Origin of the sequence: Spongorhabdus nitratireducens, from assembly GCA_947387575.1 — a bacterium.
Lineage (GTDB): Bacteria > Pseudomonadota > Gammaproteobacteria > Pseudomonadales > Endozoicomonadaceae > CANDOC01.
Genome location: CANDOC010000003.1, coordinates 350,040 through 370,760 on the forward strand (window position 1 = coordinate 350,040; position 20,721 = coordinate 370,760).

At 52.0% G+C, this 20,721-nt stretch carries 14 protein-coding genes; 5 read left to right on the forward strand and 9 right to left on the reverse strand.

Annotation, left to right across the window (positions count from 1 at the left end):
- Positions 1 to 166: 166 nt before the first annotated feature.
- Together ftsH and rlmE are read right to left on the reverse strand one after the other, a co-directional pair.
- On the reverse strand, positions 167 to 2,137 hold the full coding sequence (ftsH, locus tag ACYZZ0_RS08120) for an ATP-dependent zinc metalloprotease FtsH (protein ID WP_461536101.1): 1,971 nt from the start codon (positions 2,135 to 2,137) through the stop codon (positions 167 to 169).
- Positions 2,138 to 2,476: 339 nt separating this feature from the next.
- The gene (gene rlmE, locus ACYZZ0_RS08125; protein ID WP_461536102.1) at positions 2,477 to 3,097 is read right to left on the reverse strand and encodes a 23S rRNA (uridine(2552)-2'-O)-methyltransferase RlmE; all 621 of its coding nucleotides are present in this window, start codon (positions 3,095 to 3,097) and stop codon (positions 2,477 to 2,479) included.
- Positions 3,098 to 3,459: 362 nt separating this feature from the next.
- On the opposite strand from rlmE, the gene ACYZZ0_RS08130 reads away from it, so the two are divergent.
- Entirely contained in the window at positions 3,460 to 3,762 is a 303-nt protein-coding gene (locus ACYZZ0_RS08130) for a YhbY family RNA-binding protein (protein ID WP_461536103.1), read from the forward strand.
- Positions 3,763 to 3,839: 77 nt separating this feature from the next.
- Here the strand turns inward: ACYZZ0_RS08130 and greA are convergent, their stop codons facing one another.
- The 7 genes from greA to grpE all read right to left on the reverse strand — a co-directional run bounded on the left by greA (position 3,840) and on the right by grpE (position 14,658).
- On the reverse strand, positions 3,840 to 4,316 hold the full coding sequence (greA, locus tag ACYZZ0_RS08135; RefSeq protein WP_461536104.1) for a transcription elongation factor GreA: 477 nt from the start codon (positions 4,314 to 4,316) through the stop codon (positions 3,840 to 3,842).
- Positions 4,313 to 7,534: a carbamoyl-phosphate synthase large subunit gene (carB, locus tag ACYZZ0_RS08140; RefSeq protein WP_461536105.1), complete on the reverse strand. Its 3,222-nt coding sequence runs from the start codon at positions 7,532 to 7,534 to the stop codon at positions 4,313 to 4,315. Before carB ends, greA begins: the two co-directional genes overlap by 4 nt.
- A gap of 144 nt (positions 7,535 to 7,678) precedes the next feature.
- The gene (carA, locus tag ACYZZ0_RS08145; RefSeq protein WP_461536106.1) at positions 7,679 to 8,809 is read right to left on the reverse strand and encodes a glutamine-hydrolyzing carbamoyl-phosphate synthase small subunit; all 1,131 of its coding nucleotides are present in this window, start codon (positions 8,807 to 8,809) and stop codon (positions 7,679 to 7,681) included.
- Positions 8,810 to 9,119: 310 nt separating this feature from the next.
- A complete protein-coding gene (locus ACYZZ0_RS08150) occupies positions 9,120 to 10,388 on the reverse strand; it encodes a hypothetical protein (RefSeq protein WP_461536107.1) in 1,269 nt (422 codons plus the stop codon).
- Between the two features lie 134 nt (positions 10,389 to 10,522).
- Positions 10,523 to 11,662 (reverse strand): molecular chaperone DnaJ, encoded by a 1,140-nt coding sequence (gene dnaJ / locus ACYZZ0_RS08155; RefSeq protein ID WP_461536108.1) that lies wholly within the window; start codon positions 11,660 to 11,662, stop codon positions 10,523 to 10,525.
- 192 nt (positions 11,663 to 11,854) lie between these two features.
- A complete protein-coding gene (gene dnaK, locus ACYZZ0_RS08160; RefSeq protein WP_461536109.1) occupies positions 11,855 to 13,792 on the reverse strand; it encodes a molecular chaperone DnaK in 1,938 nt (645 codons plus the stop codon).
- Between the two features lie 263 nt (positions 13,793 to 14,055).
- Positions 14,056 to 14,658: a nucleotide exchange factor GrpE gene (gene grpE / locus ACYZZ0_RS08165; protein WP_461536110.1), complete on the reverse strand. Its 603-nt coding sequence runs from the start codon at positions 14,656 to 14,658 to the stop codon at positions 14,056 to 14,058.
- 361 nt (positions 14,659 to 15,019) lie between these two features.
- Between grpE and ACYZZ0_RS08170 the strand changes: the two genes are divergently transcribed.
- Genes ACYZZ0_RS08170 through fdhD form a run of 4 tightly spaced genes read left to right on the forward strand, consistent with a single transcriptional unit; the run spans position 15,020 to position 20,721 of the window.
- A complete protein-coding gene (locus ACYZZ0_RS08170) occupies positions 15,020 to 15,502 on the forward strand; it encodes a formate dehydrogenase subunit gamma (protein WP_461536111.1) in 483 nt (160 codons plus the stop codon).
- Positions 15,502 to 17,055, forward strand: a complete 1,554-nt coding sequence (locus ACYZZ0_RS08175) for a formate dehydrogenase beta subunit (RefSeq protein WP_461536112.1) — start codon at positions 15,502 to 15,504, stop codon at positions 17,053 to 17,055. The genes ACYZZ0_RS08170 and ACYZZ0_RS08175 overlap by 1 nt, the downstream gene beginning before the upstream one ends.
- Positions 17,052 to 19,922 (forward strand): formate dehydrogenase subunit alpha, encoded by a 2,871-nt coding sequence (gene fdhF / locus ACYZZ0_RS08180; protein ID WP_461536113.1) that lies wholly within the window; start codon positions 17,052 to 17,054, stop codon positions 19,920 to 19,922. Before ACYZZ0_RS08175 ends, fdhF begins: the two co-directional genes overlap by 4 nt.
- On the forward strand, positions 19,909 to 20,721 hold the full coding sequence (gene fdhD / locus ACYZZ0_RS08185; protein WP_461536114.1) for a formate dehydrogenase accessory sulfurtransferase FdhD: 813 nt from the start codon (positions 19,909 to 19,911) through the stop codon (positions 20,719 to 20,721). The genes fdhF and fdhD overlap by 14 nt, the downstream gene beginning before the upstream one ends.

Genomic DNA, 20,721 nt, shown 5'->3' on the forward strand with positions numbered 1-20,721 from the left:
AACAGCAACTTCTAAACAGGAAAGCATATAAAACAAATGCGGCTAATTAGCCGCATTTGTTTTATATGCCATCACATTTATCTGAGACAACAAAAGTCACCGACATTTCCCGACATCTGAATATATACCACAAACCCAAATGCCGGGATGAATGTCAGATCAGCAATCAGTGCTGTCCGGCTGCATCGCCAACAGAACCGTCATCTTTGCCATCTTTGTCAGCAACATCAGACTCGGTCTTTTTATCTTCCTTGTCTTCAGCTGCTTCAGCTTTTTCAGCGTCCTTACCGGTGCCGTTATCATCACTGGAGTCCTTCGGAGGACGCGGCTTCTTGCCTTCCATGATGTCATCGATCTGATCAGAGTCGATCGTCTCGTACTGCATCAGGGCATCCGCCATAACATCCAGCTTGGAGCGGTTATCTTCCAAAATCTGCTTCGCAGTTGCATAACTATAATCGACGATGGCTCGAACCTCTTCGTCAATCATGCGGGCAGTTTCACCGGAAACGTTCATGCGACCGCCACTGTTGTAGTTCTTGCCGAGGAATACTTCACCTTCTTCCTCGTCATACATCAGCGGACCGAGCTTCTCGGACAGGCCCCACTTGGTCACCATATTACGGGCGATCTGGGTAGCACGCTGAATATCGTTGGAAGCACCGGTGGTAACACCGTCAAAACCCAGCGTCATTTCTTCCGCAATACGACCACCGAACAGGCTGCAGATCTGACTGGTCAGCGCCCGTTTGCTCTGGCTGTAACGATCCTCTTCCGGCAGGAACATGGTGACACCCAGCGCACGTCCACGAGGGATAATACTCACCTTGTATACCGGGTCATGGTCAGGTACCAGACGACCGACAATCGCGTGACCGGCTTCATGGTAAGCTGTATTCAGCTTTTCAGCTTCACTCATGACCATGGACTTGCGCTCGGCGCCCATCATGATCTTGTCCTTGGCCTTGTCGAACTCAGCCATCTCAACTAGACGCTTGTTATCACGGGCAGAGAACAGAGCCGCTTCGTTAACCAGGTTTGCGAGATCAGCACCAGAGAAGCCTGGAGTACCACGAGCAATGACCGCTGGATTAACATCATCACCGACCGGTACTTTGCGCATGTGAACTTTCAGAATCTGTTCACGGCCGCGAATATCCGGCAGCGGTACAACAACCTGACGGTCGAAACGACCAGGACGCAGCAGTGCCGGGTCCAGTACGTCAGGACGGTTAGTTGCCGCAATTACAATAATACCGTCGTTGGCTTCAAAGCCGTCCATTTCAACCAGCAGCTGGTTCAGTGTCTGCTCACGTTCGTCGTGACCGCCGCCCATACCGGCACCACGATGGCGACCTACCGCATCAATCTCGTCAATAAAGATAATGCATGGAGCCTGCTTCTTGGCCTGATCGAACATATCGCGGACACGGGACGCACCCACACCCACAAACATTTCCACAAAGTCAGAACCGGAAATAGTGAAAAACGGTACTTTGGCTTCACCGGCAATTGCTTTTGCCAGCAGGGTTTTACCAGTACCCGGTGAACCCACCATCAGCACACCACGGGGAATACGACCACCCAGACGCTGGAACTTGCCCGGATCTTTCAGGAAGTCGACGAGTTCCTGTACATCGTCTTTCGCTTCGTCAACACCGGCAACATCGCTGAAGGTGGTCTTGATCTGGTCTTCAGACAGCAGACGTGCCTTGCTCTTGCCAAAACTCATCGGACCGCCACGACCACCGCCGCCGCCCTGCATCTGGCGCATAAAGAACATAAAGACGGCAATGATCACCAGAATCGGGAAACTGGCAACCAGCAACTGAGTCCAGATACTTTGCTTTTCAATCGGCTTCGCTTCTACCTGCACATTGTTGCGCAGCAGCTCATCCATCAGTTTGTCATCACGAATAGTCGGCGGCAGGTTGGTCTCAAACCGCTCACCATTATTCAGTACACCTGTCAGGGTGAAGCCATCAATTTCAACTCTGCCCACCTGGCGATTTTCAACCTGGCTGACAAAGTCAGAGTAATTCAGCTTCTGGGTAGCAGACTGCATGCCATCAAAATTTTTGAAGACAGTCAGCAACACCAACGCAATAATGACCCAGAGGATCAGATTCTTTGCCATATCGTTCAAGGAACTACCCTCTTTGGTTATAAAGATCTGCAGTCATTGCAGACGTGGAATACTCGGGAACGTTGTGTCGCTTCGCTTGCGCTTTTGTCATCATTATCTGGCTTTAGCCGCCACCCTCTTACCTCGGAAACCTTCTGTAAAGACATCTGTCTCACATACGACAGGCTTCACAGATTAAAACGCTTTTAGGCTCTAACATACACCAAAGGCAAACACATCAACAGGCGCAGGCCTATAGAAAACTGCTATCAGCCTCATAAACCGGTGTATGAATCCGGCCTGTTTTAAGACAATATTTTCACCGTCGCAACAGTGAGTAATCATTATCATTCAGGGGCGAAACCCTTTCCCCAGCAGGTACACTTCCCGCGACCGGGCTCTTGATGCTTCCGGTTTACGTGTGATCACCTTGCTAAAACTACTGCGCAGGTCCTGCATATAGGGATCAAACCCTTCACCCTGGAACACTTTGGCCAGGAAATTACCACCCGGACGCAGCACCTGTTTCGCCATATCCAGCGCCAGCTCGACCAGATACATAGCCTGCGGCTGATCGACGGCACTCATACCACTCATATTGGGGGCCATATCGGAAATTACAAGGTCAAACCTATCATCTCCAATAACACCCAGAATTTCTTCCAGTACCGACTCTTCAGTAAAGTCACCCTGAATAAAGTCAACACCGGCCATGGAGTTCATCGGGAGAATATCGGAAGCAACCACCCGGCCAGTATCACCGACCAGCTCTGCCGCAACTTGCGACCAGCCTCCGGGTGCTGCACCCAGGTCAATCACCTTCATCCCCGGACGAATCAGCTGATCCTTTTCCTGAATTTCCAGCAGTTTATAACTGGCACGTGAGCGATACCCATCTTTTTGCGACATTTTGACATAACGGTCATCAAAATGTTCCTGCAACCAACGCCCACTACTCTTTGATCTAGCCATTACAGATTCAAATACTCTCAGTTCATGCACCGGCAGAGGAAGTAACCCTCTGCCAGAAGGGAAACAAACGCAATAAGTGCCCAGACAATTGCTTTCAAATATTTTGGCGAGTGGATTTTTTCATCCTGCAAGGCGCAACATCGGGAGCGTAGCCTTAGCTACGTGACCAGCGTTGCAACGCAGCTAGGGTGGAAAAAGACGCCGCGAAAATATTTGAAAGCAATTGTCTGGGTACTTACAACTCAAGTAGAATCCCCCTCCTTTTCTATTCTACCCTTGTTGGGTTTCAGCGCATAAGCATTTCAGGTGACAACCTTACAGCCGGCGCTGCCGTAAACCCCCTAACTTTAGAGCAAGCAAATATGTCACTGACTGCAACCCAAAAAAAGCGCTTCCGCAGCCTGGGCCACAACCTGAACCCGGTAGTTACCGTTGCCGAGAACGGCCTGAGCGAAGGTGTTGTTCTGGAAACCAATCGTGCGCTGGATGACCACGAACTGATCAAGGTGAAGTTCCAGGTTAATGATCGCGACATTCGCAAGGAATGGATGGTTGAACTGTGCCAGAAAGTTGAAGCTGAAATGGTACAGACCATCGGCAAGATTGCGCTGATCTACCGTCCTGCAGAAGAGCCAAACCCTCGCCTCTCCAACCTGATGCGATAACAGCTTCTGGTCAGACTGATACAAAAAAGGCGGAGTCAGAAGACTTCGCCTTTTTTATATCTCAGCTCAAGCAGAAATCAGACGTGGGAAACCTCGTCAATTTCATACTCGACCATACCACCCGGCGTGTGTACCGCTACAACATCACCTTCTTCCTTGCCAATCAGCGCCCGGGCAATCGGGGAATTGACTGAAATCCGGTTCTGCTTGATATCCGCCTCGTCATCACCAACGATCTTGTATTCGACAGACTTGTCGTCATCAAGATTGGTCAGGGATACCGTCACACCGAAAATAACCTTGCCGGTATTTTCAATAGACTTGATATCAATCACCAGTGCTGCGCCCAGCTTGGATTCAATTTCGGTAATACGGCCTTCGACAAAGCTCTGCTGTTCCCGGGCCGCATGGTATTCAGCGTTTTCCTTCAGGTCACCCAGTTCACGAGCCTCGGCAATGGCCTGACTGATACGCGGCCGCTCAACGGTCTTCAGGCGGTTCATTTCCTCGCGCAGGGCCGCTTCACCCTCTACCGTCATGGGAACTCGATTCATCCAATCTTACCTTCGTGCAAATCCTGTAAACGTCTAACTGCTCTCTCCGGGCCAAACTGGATTGCACGTGCAACCGCTTCGGCACCGGCCAAGGTAGTAGTGTAGAGTACCTTGTGAGTCAGTGCGGATCGGCGGATTGTATATGAGTCGGCTATGGCCTGACGACCCTCAGTAGTATTAACCACCAGAGCCACTTCACCGTTTACAACCATATCAACCAGGTGCGGACGTCCTTCAAGCACTTTATTAACTTCAGTTACAGGAAGACCTGCAGCCCGGATCATTGCCGCTGTTCCGCGGGTTGCATACAGTTCAAAGCCAATTTCACGCAACAGGGCCGCTACGCCGGCAATCTTTGGCTTGTCCTGCTCCCGCACACTGAGAATGACATTACCACCGGCCGGCAGTTTCATTTTCACCGCCAGCTGAGCTTTGGCATAAGCTTCGGCAAAGGTCTTACCGGCACCCATAACCTCACCGGTTGAGCGCATTTCCGGTCCGAGGATCGGGTCAACACCGGGGAATTTATTGAACGGGAATACCGCTTCCTTGACGCTGTAGTAAGGAGGCACGATCTCCTGAGTAAAGCCAACCTGCTCCAGTGTTTTCCCGGCCATCACCCGCGCTGCAATTTTTGCCAGTGAGGTGCCAATGCATTTGGATACAAAAGGTACAGTCCGGGAAGCTCGTGGATTAACTTCAATGACATAAATTTCGCCATCCTGAACTGCCAGCTGCACATTCATCAGGCCGACAACGCCCAACTCCAGCGCCATGGCCTTGACCTGCTCGCGGATGGTTTGCTGGGTTGCATCATCCAGACTGTACGGCGGCAGTGAACAGCCAGAGTCACCGGAGTGAATCCCGGCCTGCTCGATATGCTGCATGATGGCACCGATAACCACCTGCTCTCCGTCGCATACAGCATCAACATCCACTTCCACTGCATGGGACAGGAAGTAATCAAGCAACACTGGACTTTCATTGGAAACCTGAACCGCTTCATGCATATAACGGTTCAGCTCTTCTTCCGAGCTAACGATTTCCATAGCACGGCCACCCAGAACATACGACGGACGTACAACCAGTGGATAACCGATTTCCTCCGCTTTCTCGATCGCTTCTTCCACACTGCGAACAGTCGCATTGGAAGGTTGCTTCAGACCCAGCGCCTGAATCATTTGCTGGAATCGCTCACGATCTTCTGCCCGGTCAATCGCTTCCGGGCTGGTACCGATAATCGGTACGCCTTCAGCTTCCAGTGCCCGCGCCAGTTTCAGTGGAGTCTGACCACCGTACTGCACAATCACACCCTTGGGCTTTTCAACTTCAACGATTGCCAGCACATCTTCCAGAGTTACCGGCTCAAAATAGAGGCGGTCGGAAGTATCGTAGTCAGTGGAAACGGTTTCCGGGTTACAGTTCACCATAATGGTTTCGTAACCGTCTTCCCGCATCGCCAGCGCCGCGTGAACACAGCAATAATCGAATTCGATACCCTGACCGATCCGGTTAGGTCCACCGCCGATAACCATAATCTTGTCACGATCAGACGGCTGCGCTTCACACTCCTCGTCATAACTGGAGTACATATATGCTGTCGTTGAAGCGAATTCGGCGGCACAGGTATCCACCCGCTTGTAAACCGGCTTCACATTGGCAGACAGTCGAGCTTGGCGGAAGTCGCTTTCAGCAACATTCAGAATTTCAGCCAGACGGGTATCACTAAAGCCCTTGCGTTTCAGGCGACGGATTTCCAGTGAATCAAGAGCGGACAGAGACTTGCCGGCCAAAACCGCTTCGTCATTAACCAGGTCTTCAATCTGGATCAGGAACCAGGGATCAATACCGGACAGATCAAAGATACTTTCCAGGCTCATGCCGTGACGGAAGGCATCGGCCACATACCAGATACGCTCGGCTTTCGGTACAGCCAGTTCGGCCTTGATCTTGTTCAGCGCGCCTTCAGCTCCGACTTCCAGCTGGGGATCAAAACCGGTCGCACCGGTCTCAAGACCACGCAGTGCTTTCTGTACAGATTCCTGGAAATTACGGCCTATAGCCATCACCTCACCAACAGACTTCATCTGGGTGGTCAGGCGGTCATCAGCTTGGGGGAACTTCTCAAAGGCGAAGCGAGGAATTTTGGTAACAACATAATCAATTGCCGGCTCGAATGATGCCGGTGTCACTCCGCCGGTGATCTCATTACGCAGCTCATCCAGGGTGTAGCCCACAGCCAGTTTGGCTGCGACCTTGGCAATCGGGAAACCGGTTGCTTTTGAGGCCAGCGCCGATGAACGGGAAACCCGCGGGTTCATTTCGATAACAACCATCCGGCCGTTTTCCGGGCTGATACCAAACTGAACGTTTGAACCACCGGTTTCTACACCGATTTCACGCAATACGGCAACCGACGCATTACGCATCAGTTGATACTCTTTATCAGTCAGCGTCTGTGCCGGGGCAACAGTAATGGAGTCACCGGTATGAACCCCCATCGGGTCAAAGTTTTCGATGGCGCAGACAATAATGCAGTTATCGTTACGATCCCGCACCACTTCCATTTCATACTCTTTCCAGCCAATCAGCGACTCATCGATCAACAGCTCGTTAGTCGGTGACAGGTCGAGGCCACGGGTACAGATTTCTTCAAATTCGTCCCGGTTATAGGCAATACCGCCACCGGTTCCGCCCATAGTAAACGACGGGCGAATAATGCAGGGAAAGCCAACCTTTTCCAGTACACGACGCGCATCTTCCATAGAATGAGCAATACCGGAGCGCGGTGTTTCCAGACCGATATTTTTCATCGCCTTGTCAAATAGCTGACGATCTTCGGCTTTATCAATCGCCTGCTGATCGGCACCGATCAACTCAACACCGTATTTATCCAGAATGCCCTGATGGTGAAGATCCAGTGCACAGTTCAGTGCAGTCTGGCCGCCCATGGTCGGCAGCAGTGCTTTCGGGCGTTCTTTTTCGATAACTTTGGCGACAGTTTCCCAGCGGATCGGCTCAATATAGGTGGCATCCGCCATTGAGGGGTCTGTCATGATGGTGGCAGGGTTCGAGTTAACCAGAATAACCCGGTACCCCTCTTCTTTCAGCGCCTTGCAGGCCTGAGCACCGGAATAGTCAAACTCGCAAGCCTGTCCGATAATAATCGGGCCGGCACCCAGAATGAGAATACTGTCGATATCTGTACGCTTGGGCATGGCCTGTTTTTCTTGCTCTGATGTTTTTTACTATGAAATTTATCCGGAGATACCGCGGGCGCAGTTTCATCATGAACCCCGGTTTAACAATCCGGGGTTCATAACCTGGCTGCCGCGCCGAAGCAGCCAGCGGCATAAATTCCGTTATCGCGCCTTCATCAACTCGATAAACTGATCAAATAACGGTGCCACATCATGTGGACCCGGACTTGCTTCCGGATGTCCCTGGAAGCTGAACGCCGGCTTATCAACACGACGAATGCCCTGCAGCGTGTCATCAAACAGCGACTTGTGTGTTGCTTCCAGACATTCCGGCAGTGAGGCTTCTGCTACCGCAAAACCATGGTTCTGGCTGGTAATCATTACCTTGCCCGATGCCAGATCCTGTACCGGATGATTGGCGCCATGATGACCGAACTTCATTTTTTCAGTCTTCGCACCACTGGCCAGTGCCAACAGCTGATGCCCAAGACAGATACCGAAGGTCGGCAGACTGGTTTCCAGAATCTGCTGTATGGCTTCAACAGCATAGTCACAGGGTTCCGGATCTCCCGGGCCATTGGACAGAAATACGCCATCCGGATTCATTGCCAGAACATCTTTGGCCGGTGTTTTGGCGGGAACAACGGTCAGGCGGCAGCCACGTTCAGCCAACATTCGCAGAATATTGCGCTTTACCCCGAAGTCATAAGCAACAACGTGGAACTCCGGCTTTTCCTGTACAGAGTGGCTGTCGGAGACAATATCCCACACGCCTTCAGTCCATTCATAAGGCTCGGATACTGTCACCTGCTGCGCCAGATCCATTCCCTTCAGACCGGGAAAATCTTTTGCCAGCGCCAGTGCAGCATCTTCATCAAGCGCAGCATCTCCTGCCACGATACAGCCACCGAGTGCACCTTTTTCCCGTAACAACCGGGTCAGCCTGCGGGTATCGATATCCGCAATGGCAACCACACCACGCGCTTTCAGCCATTCATCGAGTGACTGCTGCTGACGCCAGTTACTGGCAATAGGCGCCAGATCACGAATGATCAAGCCGGCTGCATGAATTGCAGTCGATTCATCATCAATGTCTGTAATGCCGGTATTGCCAATATGGGGATAGGTGAGGGTGACGAGTTGTCGGGAATAGGATGGGTCGGTAAGAATTTCCTGATAGCCTGTCATGGCGGTATTGAAAACCACCTCGCCGCTGCTAGTGCCATCAGCGCCGATAGCGACACCCCGGAACAGACTACCATCTTCCAGGGCCAGTAGGGCTGGCTTGCTCAACGAGACCTCCCTCATTCGATCTTCTTTTTACTGCTTATTAACTATTCTTATGCACACAGCTTCGGGTGAAGCTTAACCTGCTGTCACCCTTGGCACCCGAAGCAGTCTAGCATTAGATCCGCCCACACAAAACAAATAAAAATTCATTTTAAATAATTTAATATTCATTTCGTAATAGATGCCGAAAAAAAGCGAGATACGGAAAAAATTCCGATCTCGCTTTTTCTTATTAAAGAGCTGAGCCATCGCTTTAGCGTGGCAAATTTTTCGGATTCTACCTATTCAACCCTGTATATGTCTACGACTTTTTTCATCTACGGTTGCTGATTGATCTGAAACGGCGCCCTGAGAGCGATACCTGACGGTTTCGAACAGGCTTTTCCGGCGGTGCTACATGTTGCCGCAGATAGCGTGCAACAAAATCCTCAGGCGCATTATCCTCCGTGCGGGGAGTACCCTCAGGCAACTCACTCCAACCATGTTGTTGCAACAGGTAAGGCACCGTTACAGGGTGAGCTGTCATCAGACGCTCCAGCAACTGGGGAGTAACTCTGTCCATCACATTAACCAGCCGGGCATCAGCAACACCCACAACTTCCTTACCGTCTCCATATTTCTGGTTATATTCCGGCAAGCCTTTTTTGGGCAGGTGATCAAACATCACTATTAGTCGCTGCAAAGCTCGGGGAGCCTCTTGCTGTTTCGCTGCGTTCAACAAACGACCGAGTACCGAAAACTGCATTAATTCGAGAGTATGCAGCGAGAACGGATCCGGACTGGCTTCAGTCAGATACTCCTCTCCGCCAACAAGCTCCCTGGCGACATCCGGAGGTACTCCCGGCCGTAATGGTTCACCATTCTGCAGTCTCTCCTGTAGATCCTGACTTTCACACAGGTAATAGTGACGGCTGAAGTGCAACATTGAGCCATAGGTCAGCAACCCGTATTTCATCATCTGATTCATCATCGGAACCAGAATAAACGGTCTGAAATCTGAACCGGCAAGGTAGAGCAATAACTCATCGCTATTGACCCGTTCTCCGGAAGGGTGCCCAGATGCCACCAGCCTGGCGACCAGATCCACACCGAGACATGCTTCTTCAGGTGTACGCACGCCTCCGGTATGCGCAAAAAACAAACCAAGAACTACATGCTGCTGCTCCACTGATAACGACTGAATGATACGAACCAGCCCGTCCATATCGGAGCCAAGCATTTTAAGGAATCTGGCTCCACCCTGATGGAACTCGGCTTTCAATAACTGATAGGCCACATCAGGATCAATTTTTTTTGCTGATGCCAGTTTCTTGAGTTTGTTTCTGGAGAATAACCCGCCGCGCGAGCCTGAAACCGGGCCAGCTTTTCGCCGAAAAAACAGGCCACCGGAATTATGAGAGTCCGGAATCCCACTCCGATTTTGCCCGACTTGCGGCTGAACCCTTCCTGAAACAGCCTCTGCAGATTTCCCCTGAAATCGACTGGCAACATATTTGCGGGCTCGCGAAAACCAGCCATCCTGACTTTGATTAGTGGCAGCAGGTGGTGATGATGTCGCTGAATTCCTGCCGAACCATCCCATATAAATATCCCTATTTATCGAGCGCTATTATTTTCAGACTAGACAACTCTCTGCAGGATTTTGGCAGGCATAAAAAAAGCGGCACCTGAAAGGCACCGCTTTTATGACACTCCTATGACGCTGGGAACCAGCGTTTAACCGGTCATGTCATCGAAGAACTTTTTGACGCCGTCAAAGAACGAAGCCTTTTTCGGAGACTGCTTGCTGTGACCTTCAGATTCGAAGGTTTCCTGCAGCTCTTCCAGCAGTTCTTTCTGACGCTTGGTCAGGTTCACCGGAGTTTCCACAGTTACACGGCACATCAGGTCACCGGTGCTGCCACCGCGTACCGGGGTGACACCCTTGCCGCGCAGGCGGAACAGTTTTCCAGTCTGTGTTTCAGCCGGAATCTTGAGCTTGACGCGACCATCCAGGGTCGGCACTTCCAGCTCACCTCCCAGCGCCGCATCAACAAAGGAGATCGGCACATCGCAGTACAGGTGTTTGCCGTCACGCTGGAAAATCGGATGTTCGGATACTTCTACCTGAACATACAGATCACCCGCCGGGCCACCGTTCATACCGGCTTCACCTTCACCCGCCAGACGAATCCGGTCACCGGTATCCACGCCCGCCGGAATCTTGACAGCCAGCGTCTTGTATTCCTTAACCAGACCTTCGCCATGACAGTCACGGCAAGGATCCTTGACGATCTTGCCCTTGCCACGACAATCCGGGCAGGTTTGCTGCACAGAGAAGAAACCCTGCTGCATTCTTACCTGACCATGACCGGCACAAGTACCACAGGTTGAAGGCTTGGTACCTTTCTTGGCACCGGAACCCAGACAGCTCTTGCACTCAACCAGGGTCGGAATCCGGATTTCCTTGTTGGTGCCACGAACCGCCTCTTCAAGGCTCAGGTCGAGGGAGTAACGCAGGTCGCTGCCACGCTGTGCCGCATTGGCGCGGGCACCACCGCCTCCACCACCGAAGATATCACCAAAGACATCACCGAATATGTCACCGAAGTTACCGGCACCACCAAAGCCACCGTGGCCACCCATATTCGGGTCAACACCGGCATGACCATACTGGTCATAGGCGGAGCGCTTCTGCGGGTCAGACAGAATTTCAAACGCTTCGTTAACTTCCTTGAACTGTTCTTCCGCTGCCTTGTCATCCGGGTTACGGTCCGGATGGTACTTCATCGCCATCCGGCGATAAGCGCGCTTGATCTCCTTATCCGAAGCTCCGCGCTCGACATCCAGAACTTCGTAGTAATCACGCTTGGACATAATATGAGAAACCCTATACAACAACGCGGGAGGTCAGTTACTTGTGGAAACCCATAAGCACCTGAATACTCCCGCGTTGCGGCGCCAGACGCCTTATCCGCTTTTGCGGCCCGGTTCGCCGGGCACCTGTTCTACTGCCGGCAATACCTGTCAGAAAGTCTTGCCGGCGTCGCGATCAATTGACCCTCGCAATTACTTGCGATCGTCCTTAACTTCTTCAAACTCAGCGTCAACAGCGTCAGCACCGGCATTGGAGGTCTGCTCCTGCTTGGCGCCAGCACCCATGTCAGGACCTGCCTGCTGAGCCTGCTCGGCGTACAGTTTCTGAGCCAGGGAAGCAGATGCGTCAGACAGCACCTTGGTCTTGGCTTCGATTGCGTCCTTGTCGTCGCCCTTCAGAACTTCTTCCAGTTCCTTGATCGCAGCTTCGATCGCATTCTTTTCTTCTTCAGTCGCCTTGTCGCCAGCCTCTTCCAGAGTCTTGCGAGTGGCGTGAACCAGGCTGTCACCAGTGTTGCGAGCGGTTGCCAGCTCTTCAAACTTGCGATCTTCCTCGGCATTCGCCTCGGCGTCCTTCACCATTTGATCGATTTCGTCATCGCTCAGACCGGAAGAAGCCTGAATCTTGATGGACTGTTCCTTGCCGGTCGCCTTGTCTTTCGCGGAAACGTGCAGGATACCGTTAGCGTCGATGTCGAAGCTGACTTCGATCTGCGGCATGCCACGCGGAGCCGGAGGAATGTCTGCCAGGTTGAACTGACCCAGAGACTTGTTGTTGACAGCCTGCTTGCGCTCACCCTGCAGCACGTGAATGGTCACGGCGTTCTGGTTGTCTTCAGCAGTAGAGAACACCTGGGACTTCTTGGTCGGGATGGTGGTGTTCTTTTCGATCAGCGGAGTCATCACGCCACCCATGGTTTCAATACCCAGGGTCAGCGGGCTAACGTCCAGCAGCAGTACGTCGGTCTTGTCACCGGACAGTACGCCACCCTGCAGTGCTGCACCCATGGCGACTGCTTCGTCAGGGTTTACGTCACGACGGGCTTCTTTACCGAAGAACTCGGCAACTTGCTGCTGTACCAGCGGCATACGGGTCTGACCACCAACCAGGATGACTTCGTCGATGTCAGAGAAGTCCAGATCAGCATCTTTCAGTGCAATGCGGCAAGGCTCGATGGAGCGCTGAACCAGGTCTTCAACCAGTGCTTCCAGCTTGGCACGGGTCACTTTTACGTTCAGGTGCTTCGGACCGGTCGCGTCTGCAGTGATGTACGGCAGGTTAACGTCGGTCTGCTGAGCGGAAGACAGTTCGATCTTGGCTTTTTCAGCAGCTTCTTTCAGACGCTGCATGGCCAGCGGGTCGCCTTTCAGGTCGATGCCCTGCTCTTTTTTGAACTCGTCGGCCAGGTAGTCGATCATGCGCAGGTCGAAGTCTTCACCACCCAGGAAGGTGTCACCGTTGGTGGACAGTACTTCGATCTGCTGCTCGCCGTCTACGCTGGCGATTTCAATGATGGATACGTCGAAAGTACCACCACCCAGGTCGTATACAGCAACAGTCTGATCACCATCTTTGTTGGCCTTGCCAACACCGTAAGCTACCGCAGCAGCAGTCGGCTCGTTGATGATACGCTTGACGTCCAGACCGGCGATACGGCCGGCATCCTTGGTAGCCTGACGCTGGGAGTCGTTGAAGTAAGCCGGAACGGTTACAACCGCTTCAGTTACTTCTTCGCCGAGGTAATCTTCGGCGGTCTTCTTCATCTTTTTCAGGATTTCAGCAGAGATTTGCTGCGGGGCTTTCTTGTCACCCTTGGCTTCAACCCAGGCATCGCCATTGTCAGCCTTGACGATCTTGTAAGGCACCATCTGGATGTCTTTCTGCACTTCGTTATCTTCGAAGCGACGACCGATCAGACGCTTGATGGCGAACAGGGTGTTAGCCGGGTTGGTAACGGCCTGACGCTTCGCCGGCTGACCTACCAGAATCTCGCCATCGTCGGTGTAAGCGATGATGGAAGGAGTGGTACGTGCGCCTTCAGCGTTTTCGATCACCTTTGCAGTGTCACCATCCATGATGGAGACACAGGAGTTGGTGGTACCCAGGTCGATGCCAATGATCTTGCCCATTTCAAATCTCTCCAGTCTTTGTGTGGCTGCCGTTACTTCCGGCTACCAAACGGTCTGACTTATATAAGCGTTAAGAACTAATTAAGCGTTAAAAACTAACTAAAAATTCGGGTCTTGCTCTGGCCGGTGCCAGTCGCGGCACCGGGCTGTTTAATCTCTGTTGCATTGCTATATGGGAGCGTTTCAAAGGTTTTCAACCCCCGGCAACACAAAATGCTGACTCTTTTTTCAAAAAAAGCTGTTACAGCATTTTTCATTCAGTATCAGCTGGACACCACGACCATTGCCGGACGCACCAGGCGGCCATTCAGCAGGAAGCCTTTCTGGAAGACGTTCATGACAGTATTGGGTTCCATATCCGGGTTCGGCAGCATGGACATGGCTTCATGCTTCTGCGGGTCAAACGGTTCGCCCACCGGGTTGATCGCTTCAACACCGTGCTTTTTCAGGGAGTCGATGAACAGGTTCAGGGTCATTTCGATCCCTTCACGCATCGCTTTGACATTTTCATCATCAGCCGGAATGGTTTCCAGCGCACGATCCAGGCTGTCGACAACCGGCAGCATGTCCTTGGCGAATTTCTCAACGCTGAACTTGTGGGCTTTTTCCACATCCAGCTGGGCCCGGCGACGCACGTTCTGCATATCGGCCTGGGCGCGCAGTACCTGGTCACGGGCCTTGTCCAGCTCGGACAGCGCATTTTCCAGTTCCTGCTGCATTACTTCGCCGGCTTCCGGCTCAGCCTGCTCTTCGGTGACGTCTTCCGCTGGAGCTTCTGCAACAGTCTCTTCTGCAGCGTCCTTTACCAACTGCTCTTCTGCTACTTCGCTCATTTTTTCAGCCTGAACCTTTTGCTCGTCACTCATTGCGCATCTCCTGAACCGGTTGTCTCAGCGGCCGAACCGCACAGCAAACCATGAAAAATTTTTAACTGCAGCGATATATGGGGACAGGGATACAGGATTCAACCACAGCAGCAAAAATTTTCATTTATCACCACAAATGAAACATAAAAACTTATTTGAATTTCACTTTTGTTCGTTTTTGTTGATTTAGACCCTATTCGCTGATTTCAAAAATCTCTTAACCTGCGAACTGCCTGAATTAACTTCATCCTCAGGCAAAGTTTTATGCAGGTACTTTTGTTTAGGTATATCGCTTTCAAGTAGATATTTTTTTCACGCTTCCCGTTCCAGACAAGCAACAGGCAGGAAGGCAGATCTGACAATGACAGTAAAGCCCACAATTCTGACCGGAGACATTCAGGACATCCTTGATGGCCTGAAGCACAAACCCGGAGCCCTTTTACCCATCCTGCACGCCCTTCAGGACCACTACGGTTTTATTCCTTCAGTCTCGGTACCGATGATTGCCGACGCGCTGAATATCTCGACCGCTGACGTTCAGGGTGTCATCACCTTCTATCACTTCTTCCGTACTTCACGCGGCGGCAAAACGACAATTCACATCTGCCGCGCCGAAGCCTGCCAGTCACGGGGATCGAGAGAAACCGAAACCTATATCAAACAGAAGCTGGATATAGACTTTCACCAAACGACAGACGACGGCGCCTTTTCACTTGAACCCGTCTACTGCCTCGGCAACTGCACCTGCGGCCCAAACCTGCGTGTCTGTGATGATATTCACGCCCGCATGAGCAAAGAGCGGGTCGACGATTTACTGACCGAACTTGGCAGGGAGGCAGGCTGATGAGCAGTATTAAAGTCTATGTGCCAACGGATACAACGTCTGTCTCACTGGGCGCTGACAAAGTTGCAGCAGCGATAAAGCAACAGGCTGAAAACAACAAGGTTGCAGTCGATATCGTTCGCACCAGCACCCGCGGCATGTTCTGGCTTGAGCCTCTGATCGAAGTTGAAACCCGGGAAGGCCGTATCGGTTACGGTCCGGTGGAACCACACAATGTCGATGCGCTGTTCACAGCCGGTTTTCTTGAAGGCGGTGATCATCCGCTTCGAGTTGGCAAAGTTGATGATATTCCCTGGCTGGCCGAACAACAGCGACGCATGTTTCGCCGATTGGGAGCCACCCGCCCCACGTCACTGGATGACTATCATGAAACAGGTGGCCTGAAAGGTCTGGAAAAAGCCATTCATATGGTTCCTCAGGCAATTGTTGACGAGATAAAAACATCCGGCCTCCGCGGCCGTGGCGGCGCCGGCTTTCCTACCGGCATAAAATGGCAAACCGTTCTCGACTGTTCGGGAAGCGAAAAATACATCGTCTGCAATGCCGATGAAGGTGACTCCGGGACTTTTGCCGACCGGTTGGTAATGGAGTGTGATCCTTACTCCCTGATTGAAGGCATGATCATTGCCGGACTGGCAGTTGGTGCCGAGCAGGGTTATATCTATCTACGCTGTGAATATCCGCGAGCACACAAGATTCTGAATCAGGCTATTGAAACAGCCTATGCGGAAAAAATCCTTGGCGATAGTGTACTTGGCAAAGGTAAACGCTTTGATCTCGAAGTCCGGCTGGCTGCCGGAGCTTACGTCTGCGGTGAAGAAACCTCTCTGCTAGAAAGCCTCGAAGGCAAACGTGGTTTGGTGCGAGCCAAGCCGCCACTACCTGCAATAGAAGGTCTTTTTGGCAAACCAACCATCGTTAACAACGTTCTTTCCCTGACCGCAGTCAGCGATATTCTGGCCACCAGCGGCGGCGAATATCAGGCGCTCGGCGTGGGACGTTCGACCGGTACCATGCAGTTTCAGCTTGCCGGCAATATCAAACGAGGCGGACTGGTAGAGGTTCCGTTCGGAATTTCACTGGAAGAATTGCTATACGACTATGGCGGAGGCTCGGCATCAGGAAGACCTATTCGAGCAGTTCAGGTGGGTGGCCCCCTTGGCTCTTACCTGACAGAAGCCGAATTCGATACCCCCATGACCTACGAAGAGTTCACCGAGATTGGTGCCGTGCTGGGTCATGGCGGCATTGTGGTATTTGATGACACGGTGGATATGGCACAACAGGCTCGTTTTGCCATGGAGTTCTGTGCCGCCGAATCCTGCGGGAAATGCACACCTTGTCGTATAGGGTCAACACGCGGTGTCGAGGTTATCGACCGGATTATCAACAATGAAGACCGGGAGCAGAACATCGAGCTGCTGCATGATCTCTGCGACACCATGGATGCAGCATCACTCTGTGCCCTTGGCGGCATGACATCCCTGCCGGTACGCAGTGCCATTCAGTATTTCCATATCGATTTTGAGAAAGAACCGGAGGTGAACCCATGAGTTCTTCGGTAGAGTTTTTCGATCCTGCGGCTGACTCAAATAAAGATTATGGTACGCCGATATCCGAACCCGCTTCCGGCAATACCGTACAACTTTCAATTGATGGCAAAGCCATAACCGTACCTGAAGGTACGTCGGTTATGCGGGCGGCTTCGATAGCAGGTATTGATATCCCCAAGCTGTGTGCAACCGATTCAGTTTCAGCATTTGGTTCCTGTCGCCTGTGCATGGTAGCCATCGAAGGGGTCAGGGGTTTGCCAGCATCCTGCACCACACCGGCCAGAGAAGGCATGGTGGTGCGAACCCAGAACAAACAGCTATCAAAACTGCGTCGCAATGTACTGGAACTCTATCTATCTGATCACCCGCTGGACTGCCTGATGTGCCCCAGTAATGGCGATTGTGAGCTGCAGGATGTTGCAGGCAAGATTGGTGTGAGGGAAGTACGTTACGGCTTGGATGGCAAGCATCATCTGGGACAGGAGAAAGACCGCTCCAATCCCTATTTCACCTTTAACCCTTCAAAGTGCATTGTCTGTTCCCGCTGCGTCAGAGCCTGCCAGGAAATTCAGGGACAGTTTGCCATATCCCTGACCGGTCGCGGTTTTGATTCAAAGATTTCTGCCGGGCAGGAACAGTCCTTTATGGAATCAGACTGTGTGTCCTGTGGCGCCTGTGTCAAAGCCTGCCCGACCAGTGCTTTGATAGAAAACTCCATTATCAAACATGGTCGCGGTCACGACAGTATCACCACAACCTGTGCCTACTGCGGTGTGGGCTGTAACTTTGATGTTCAGGTCAAGGGTGAACAGGTCGTTAATATGACACCCACCAAGACCAGCAAGGCCAACCATGGTCACTCCTGTGTGAAAGGCCGCTTTGCCTACGGTTATGCGACCCATAAAGATCGGATTAAAACTCCGATGATCCGGGAGCATATTGATCATCCGTGGAAAAAGGTCAGCTGGGAAGAAGCTTTCAGCTTTGCAGCACAGAAGATGAAAGGTATTCAGGAAAAATATGGCGTTAATGCCATTGGCGGTGTTGCCTCATCTCGCTGTTCCAATGAAGAAGCCTACCTGATGCAGAAGCTGATCCGCACCGGCTTCAAGAACAACAATATCGATAACTGTGCCCGTGTCTGCCACTCCCCGACTGGCTATGGCCTGAAAACGACACTGGGTGAGTCTGCCGGAACCCAGACTTTTGATTCTGTGATGAAAGCCGATGTAGTGATGCTGATTGGTACCAATCCGGCGTCAGCCCACCCGGTATTTGGCTCATTACTCAAGAAGCGTATTCGACAGGGTGCAGGCCTGATTGTGGTTGATCCGCTGCAGACCCAATTAGTGAAAAGCCCGCATATCAAAGCCAATCATCACTTGCAGCTGCGTCCCGGTTCCAATGTCGCCTTTATCAATGCCATGGCTCACGTCATCGTAGAAGAAGGTCTGGAAAACGACGGCTTTATTCAGGATCGCTGCGATCAGAAGGCGTACAAGTTATGGCGTGAGTTTATCGCTACCCCGGAAAACGCCCCTGAAGCTACAGAAGCCTATACCGGTATTCCTGCCGAAGAACTGCGCAAGGCAGCACGGCTGTTCGCCAAGGCTCCCAACAGTGCCATCTACTATGGACTCGGTGTCACCGAACACAGCCAGGGCTCGACTATGGTAATGGGTATTGCCAACTTGTCCATGCTGACCGGAAATCTGGGTCGTGAAGGTGTTGGCGTGAACCCGATGCGGGGCCAGAATAATGTGCAGGGTGCCTGTGATATGGGTACCTTCCCCCACGAATTACCCGGTTATCGTCATGTATCTGATCCGAGTGCCCGCGGCCAGTTCCGCAAAGCATGGAATACAACCTTGCCAGACGAACCGGGACTGCGCATTCTGGATATGTTCAATGCGGCAACCGATGGCACCTTCAAAGGTTTGTACGTCCAGGGTGAAGATGTCGCGCAATCCGATCCGGATACCCAACACGTAGAAGCTGCACTGGGATCACTGGAGTGCTTGATTGTTCAGGACCTGTTCCTGAATGAAACCGCCAAATTTGCTCATGTCTTCCTGCCCGGCTCCTCGTTCCTTGAAAAGAATGGCACCTTTACCAATGCCGAGCGTCGTATTTCACGGGTACGCCAGGTTATGCATCCACTGGGTGGTCTGGAAGACTGGGAGGTGACCTGTGGTCTGGCCAAAGCGCTGGATTGCGACTGGGACTACAGCCATCCCTCCGAAATTATGGCTGAAGTTGCATCCCTGACGCCGACCTTTGCCGGTGTCAGCTACGACAAGATTGATCGTATTGGCAGCATTCAGTGGCCATGTACATCCGAGGAGCATGAAGGCACGCCGATCATGCATAAAGACATGTTTGTTCGTGGTGATGGCTTTTTTGCCCTGACACCTTTTATCCCCAGCGATGAAAAAACCAGCCGCAAATACCCATTGTTGCTGACCACTGGACGTATTCTGTCCCAGTACAATGTTGGCGCACAAACCCGTCGTACCGCCAACACCGAATGGCATCCCGAAGATACTCTGAAAATTCATCCTCATGATGCCGAAGCCCGGGGTATTCAGCATGACGACAAAGTCAGCATATCCAGCAGGGCAGGCACAACTGTACTGAAGGCGGAAGTGACGACCAAAGTACAGCCCGGAGTATTGCATACAACCTTCCACCATCCGGTATCCGGCACCAATGTGATTACCACCGACAACTCGGACTGGGCCACCAGCTGTCCGGAGTTCAAGGTCACTGCAGTTCAGGCAAGGAAAGTCACCCAGCCATCACAATGGCAGCGGCGTTTCTATCAACGGCATGAAGATCAGCTTGGAAACCTGCATGGCCAAAACTGATCCGACAGAAGTCCGCCCGGTACTGCGACAGTACCAGGCGGAGCTTGAAAGCACCTCTGACCTGATAGCCGTCGAAGTACCGGTAGCTCTGATTTATAACGGCATTTCCCATGCCGTAATGATGGCCTCTCCGGAGAATCTTGAAGATTTTGCCCTCGGTTTCAGCCTTGGCGAGGGTATTATCGAGTACCCTTCCGAGCTCTATGAAACTGAAATAATTCCCTCCGTTTCCGGAATAAAAATTCAAATAGAAATCAGTGCACGACGCTTTCAGGCTTTAAAACACAAGCGTCGGTTCCTGACCGGTCAAACCGGCTGTGGTATCTGCGGCAGTGAGTCCTTACAACAAATTTATGATCTGCCCGACCCTGTAGGGAAAAAGATTTCCGTCTCTTGTGCCGCTATCAGCAAGGCGATGCAACAACTACCCGAACTTCAGCCCCTGAATAACATGACAGGTGCCGTGCATGCTGCAGCCTGGGCTGATATTGACGGAAATATTGTGCAGATACGGGAAGATATTGGCCGGCACAACGCACTGGATAAATTAATTGGCGCACTTTCTGCATCAGATACCCCTGACGGATTTCTGTTGATGACCAGTCGCGCCAGCTACGAAATCATAGCCAAGGCGGCACGGGCCAATATCAATATTATCGCTGCCATATCCGCCCCGACTTCACTGGCAGTCGATATTGCCGCGCAGTTGAACATTACATTGCTTGGCTTCGCCCGAAATGAACGATTTGTCATCTATACAGAACAGGCAGGCATAAAGAACCTGCCCGAGGAGTCCTGA

What these genes read in the sequence shown, in the direction of transcription:
- ftsH (WP_461536101.1), bottom strand. Translation starts at nt 2,137, where the DNA reads ATGGCAAAGAATCTGATCCTCTGGGTCATTATTGCGTTGGTGTTGCTG.
- rlmE (WP_461536102.1), bottom strand. Translation starts at nt 3,097, where the DNA reads ATGGCTAGATCAAAGAGTAGTGGGCGTTGGTTGCAGGAACATTTTGAT.
- ACYZZ0_RS08130 (WP_461536103.1), top strand. Translation starts at nt 3,460, where the DNA reads ATGTCACTGACTGCAACCCAAAAAAAGCGCTTCCGCAGCCTGGGCCAC.
- greA (WP_461536104.1), bottom strand. Translation starts at nt 4,316, where the DNA reads ATGAATCGAGTTCCCATGACGGTAGAGGGTGAAGCGGCCCTGCGCGAG.
- carB (WP_461536105.1), bottom strand. Translation starts at nt 7,534, where the DNA reads ATGCCCAAGCGTACAGATATCGACAGTATTCTCATTCTGGGTGCCGGC.
- ACYZZ0_RS08150 (WP_461536107.1), bottom strand. Translation starts at nt 10,388, where the DNA reads ATGGGATGGTTCGGCAGGAATTCAGCGACATCATCACCACCTGCTGCC.
- dnaJ (WP_461536108.1), bottom strand. Translation starts at nt 11,662, where the DNA reads ATGTCCAAGCGTGATTACTACGAAGTTCTGGATGTCGAGCGCGGAGCT.
- dnaK (WP_461536109.1), bottom strand. Translation starts at nt 13,792, where the DNA reads ATGGGCAAGATCATTGGCATCGACCTGGGTACCACCAACTCCTGTGTC.
- grpE (WP_461536110.1), bottom strand. Translation starts at nt 14,658, where the DNA reads ATGAGTGACGAGCAAAAGGTTCAGGCTGAAAAAATGAGCGAAGTAGCA.
- ACYZZ0_RS08170 (WP_461536111.1), top strand. Translation starts at nt 15,020, where the DNA reads ATGACAGTAAAGCCCACAATTCTGACCGGAGACATTCAGGACATCCTT.
- ACYZZ0_RS08175 (WP_461536112.1), top strand. Translation starts at nt 15,502, where the DNA reads ATGAGCAGTATTAAAGTCTATGTGCCAACGGATACAACGTCTGTCTCA.
- fdhF (WP_461536113.1), top strand. Translation starts at nt 17,052, where the DNA reads ATGAGTTCTTCGGTAGAGTTTTTCGATCCTGCGGCTGACTCAAATAAA.
- fdhD (WP_461536114.1), top strand. Translation starts at nt 19,909, where the DNA reads ATGGCCAAAACTGATCCGACAGAAGTCCGCCCGGTACTGCGACAGTAC.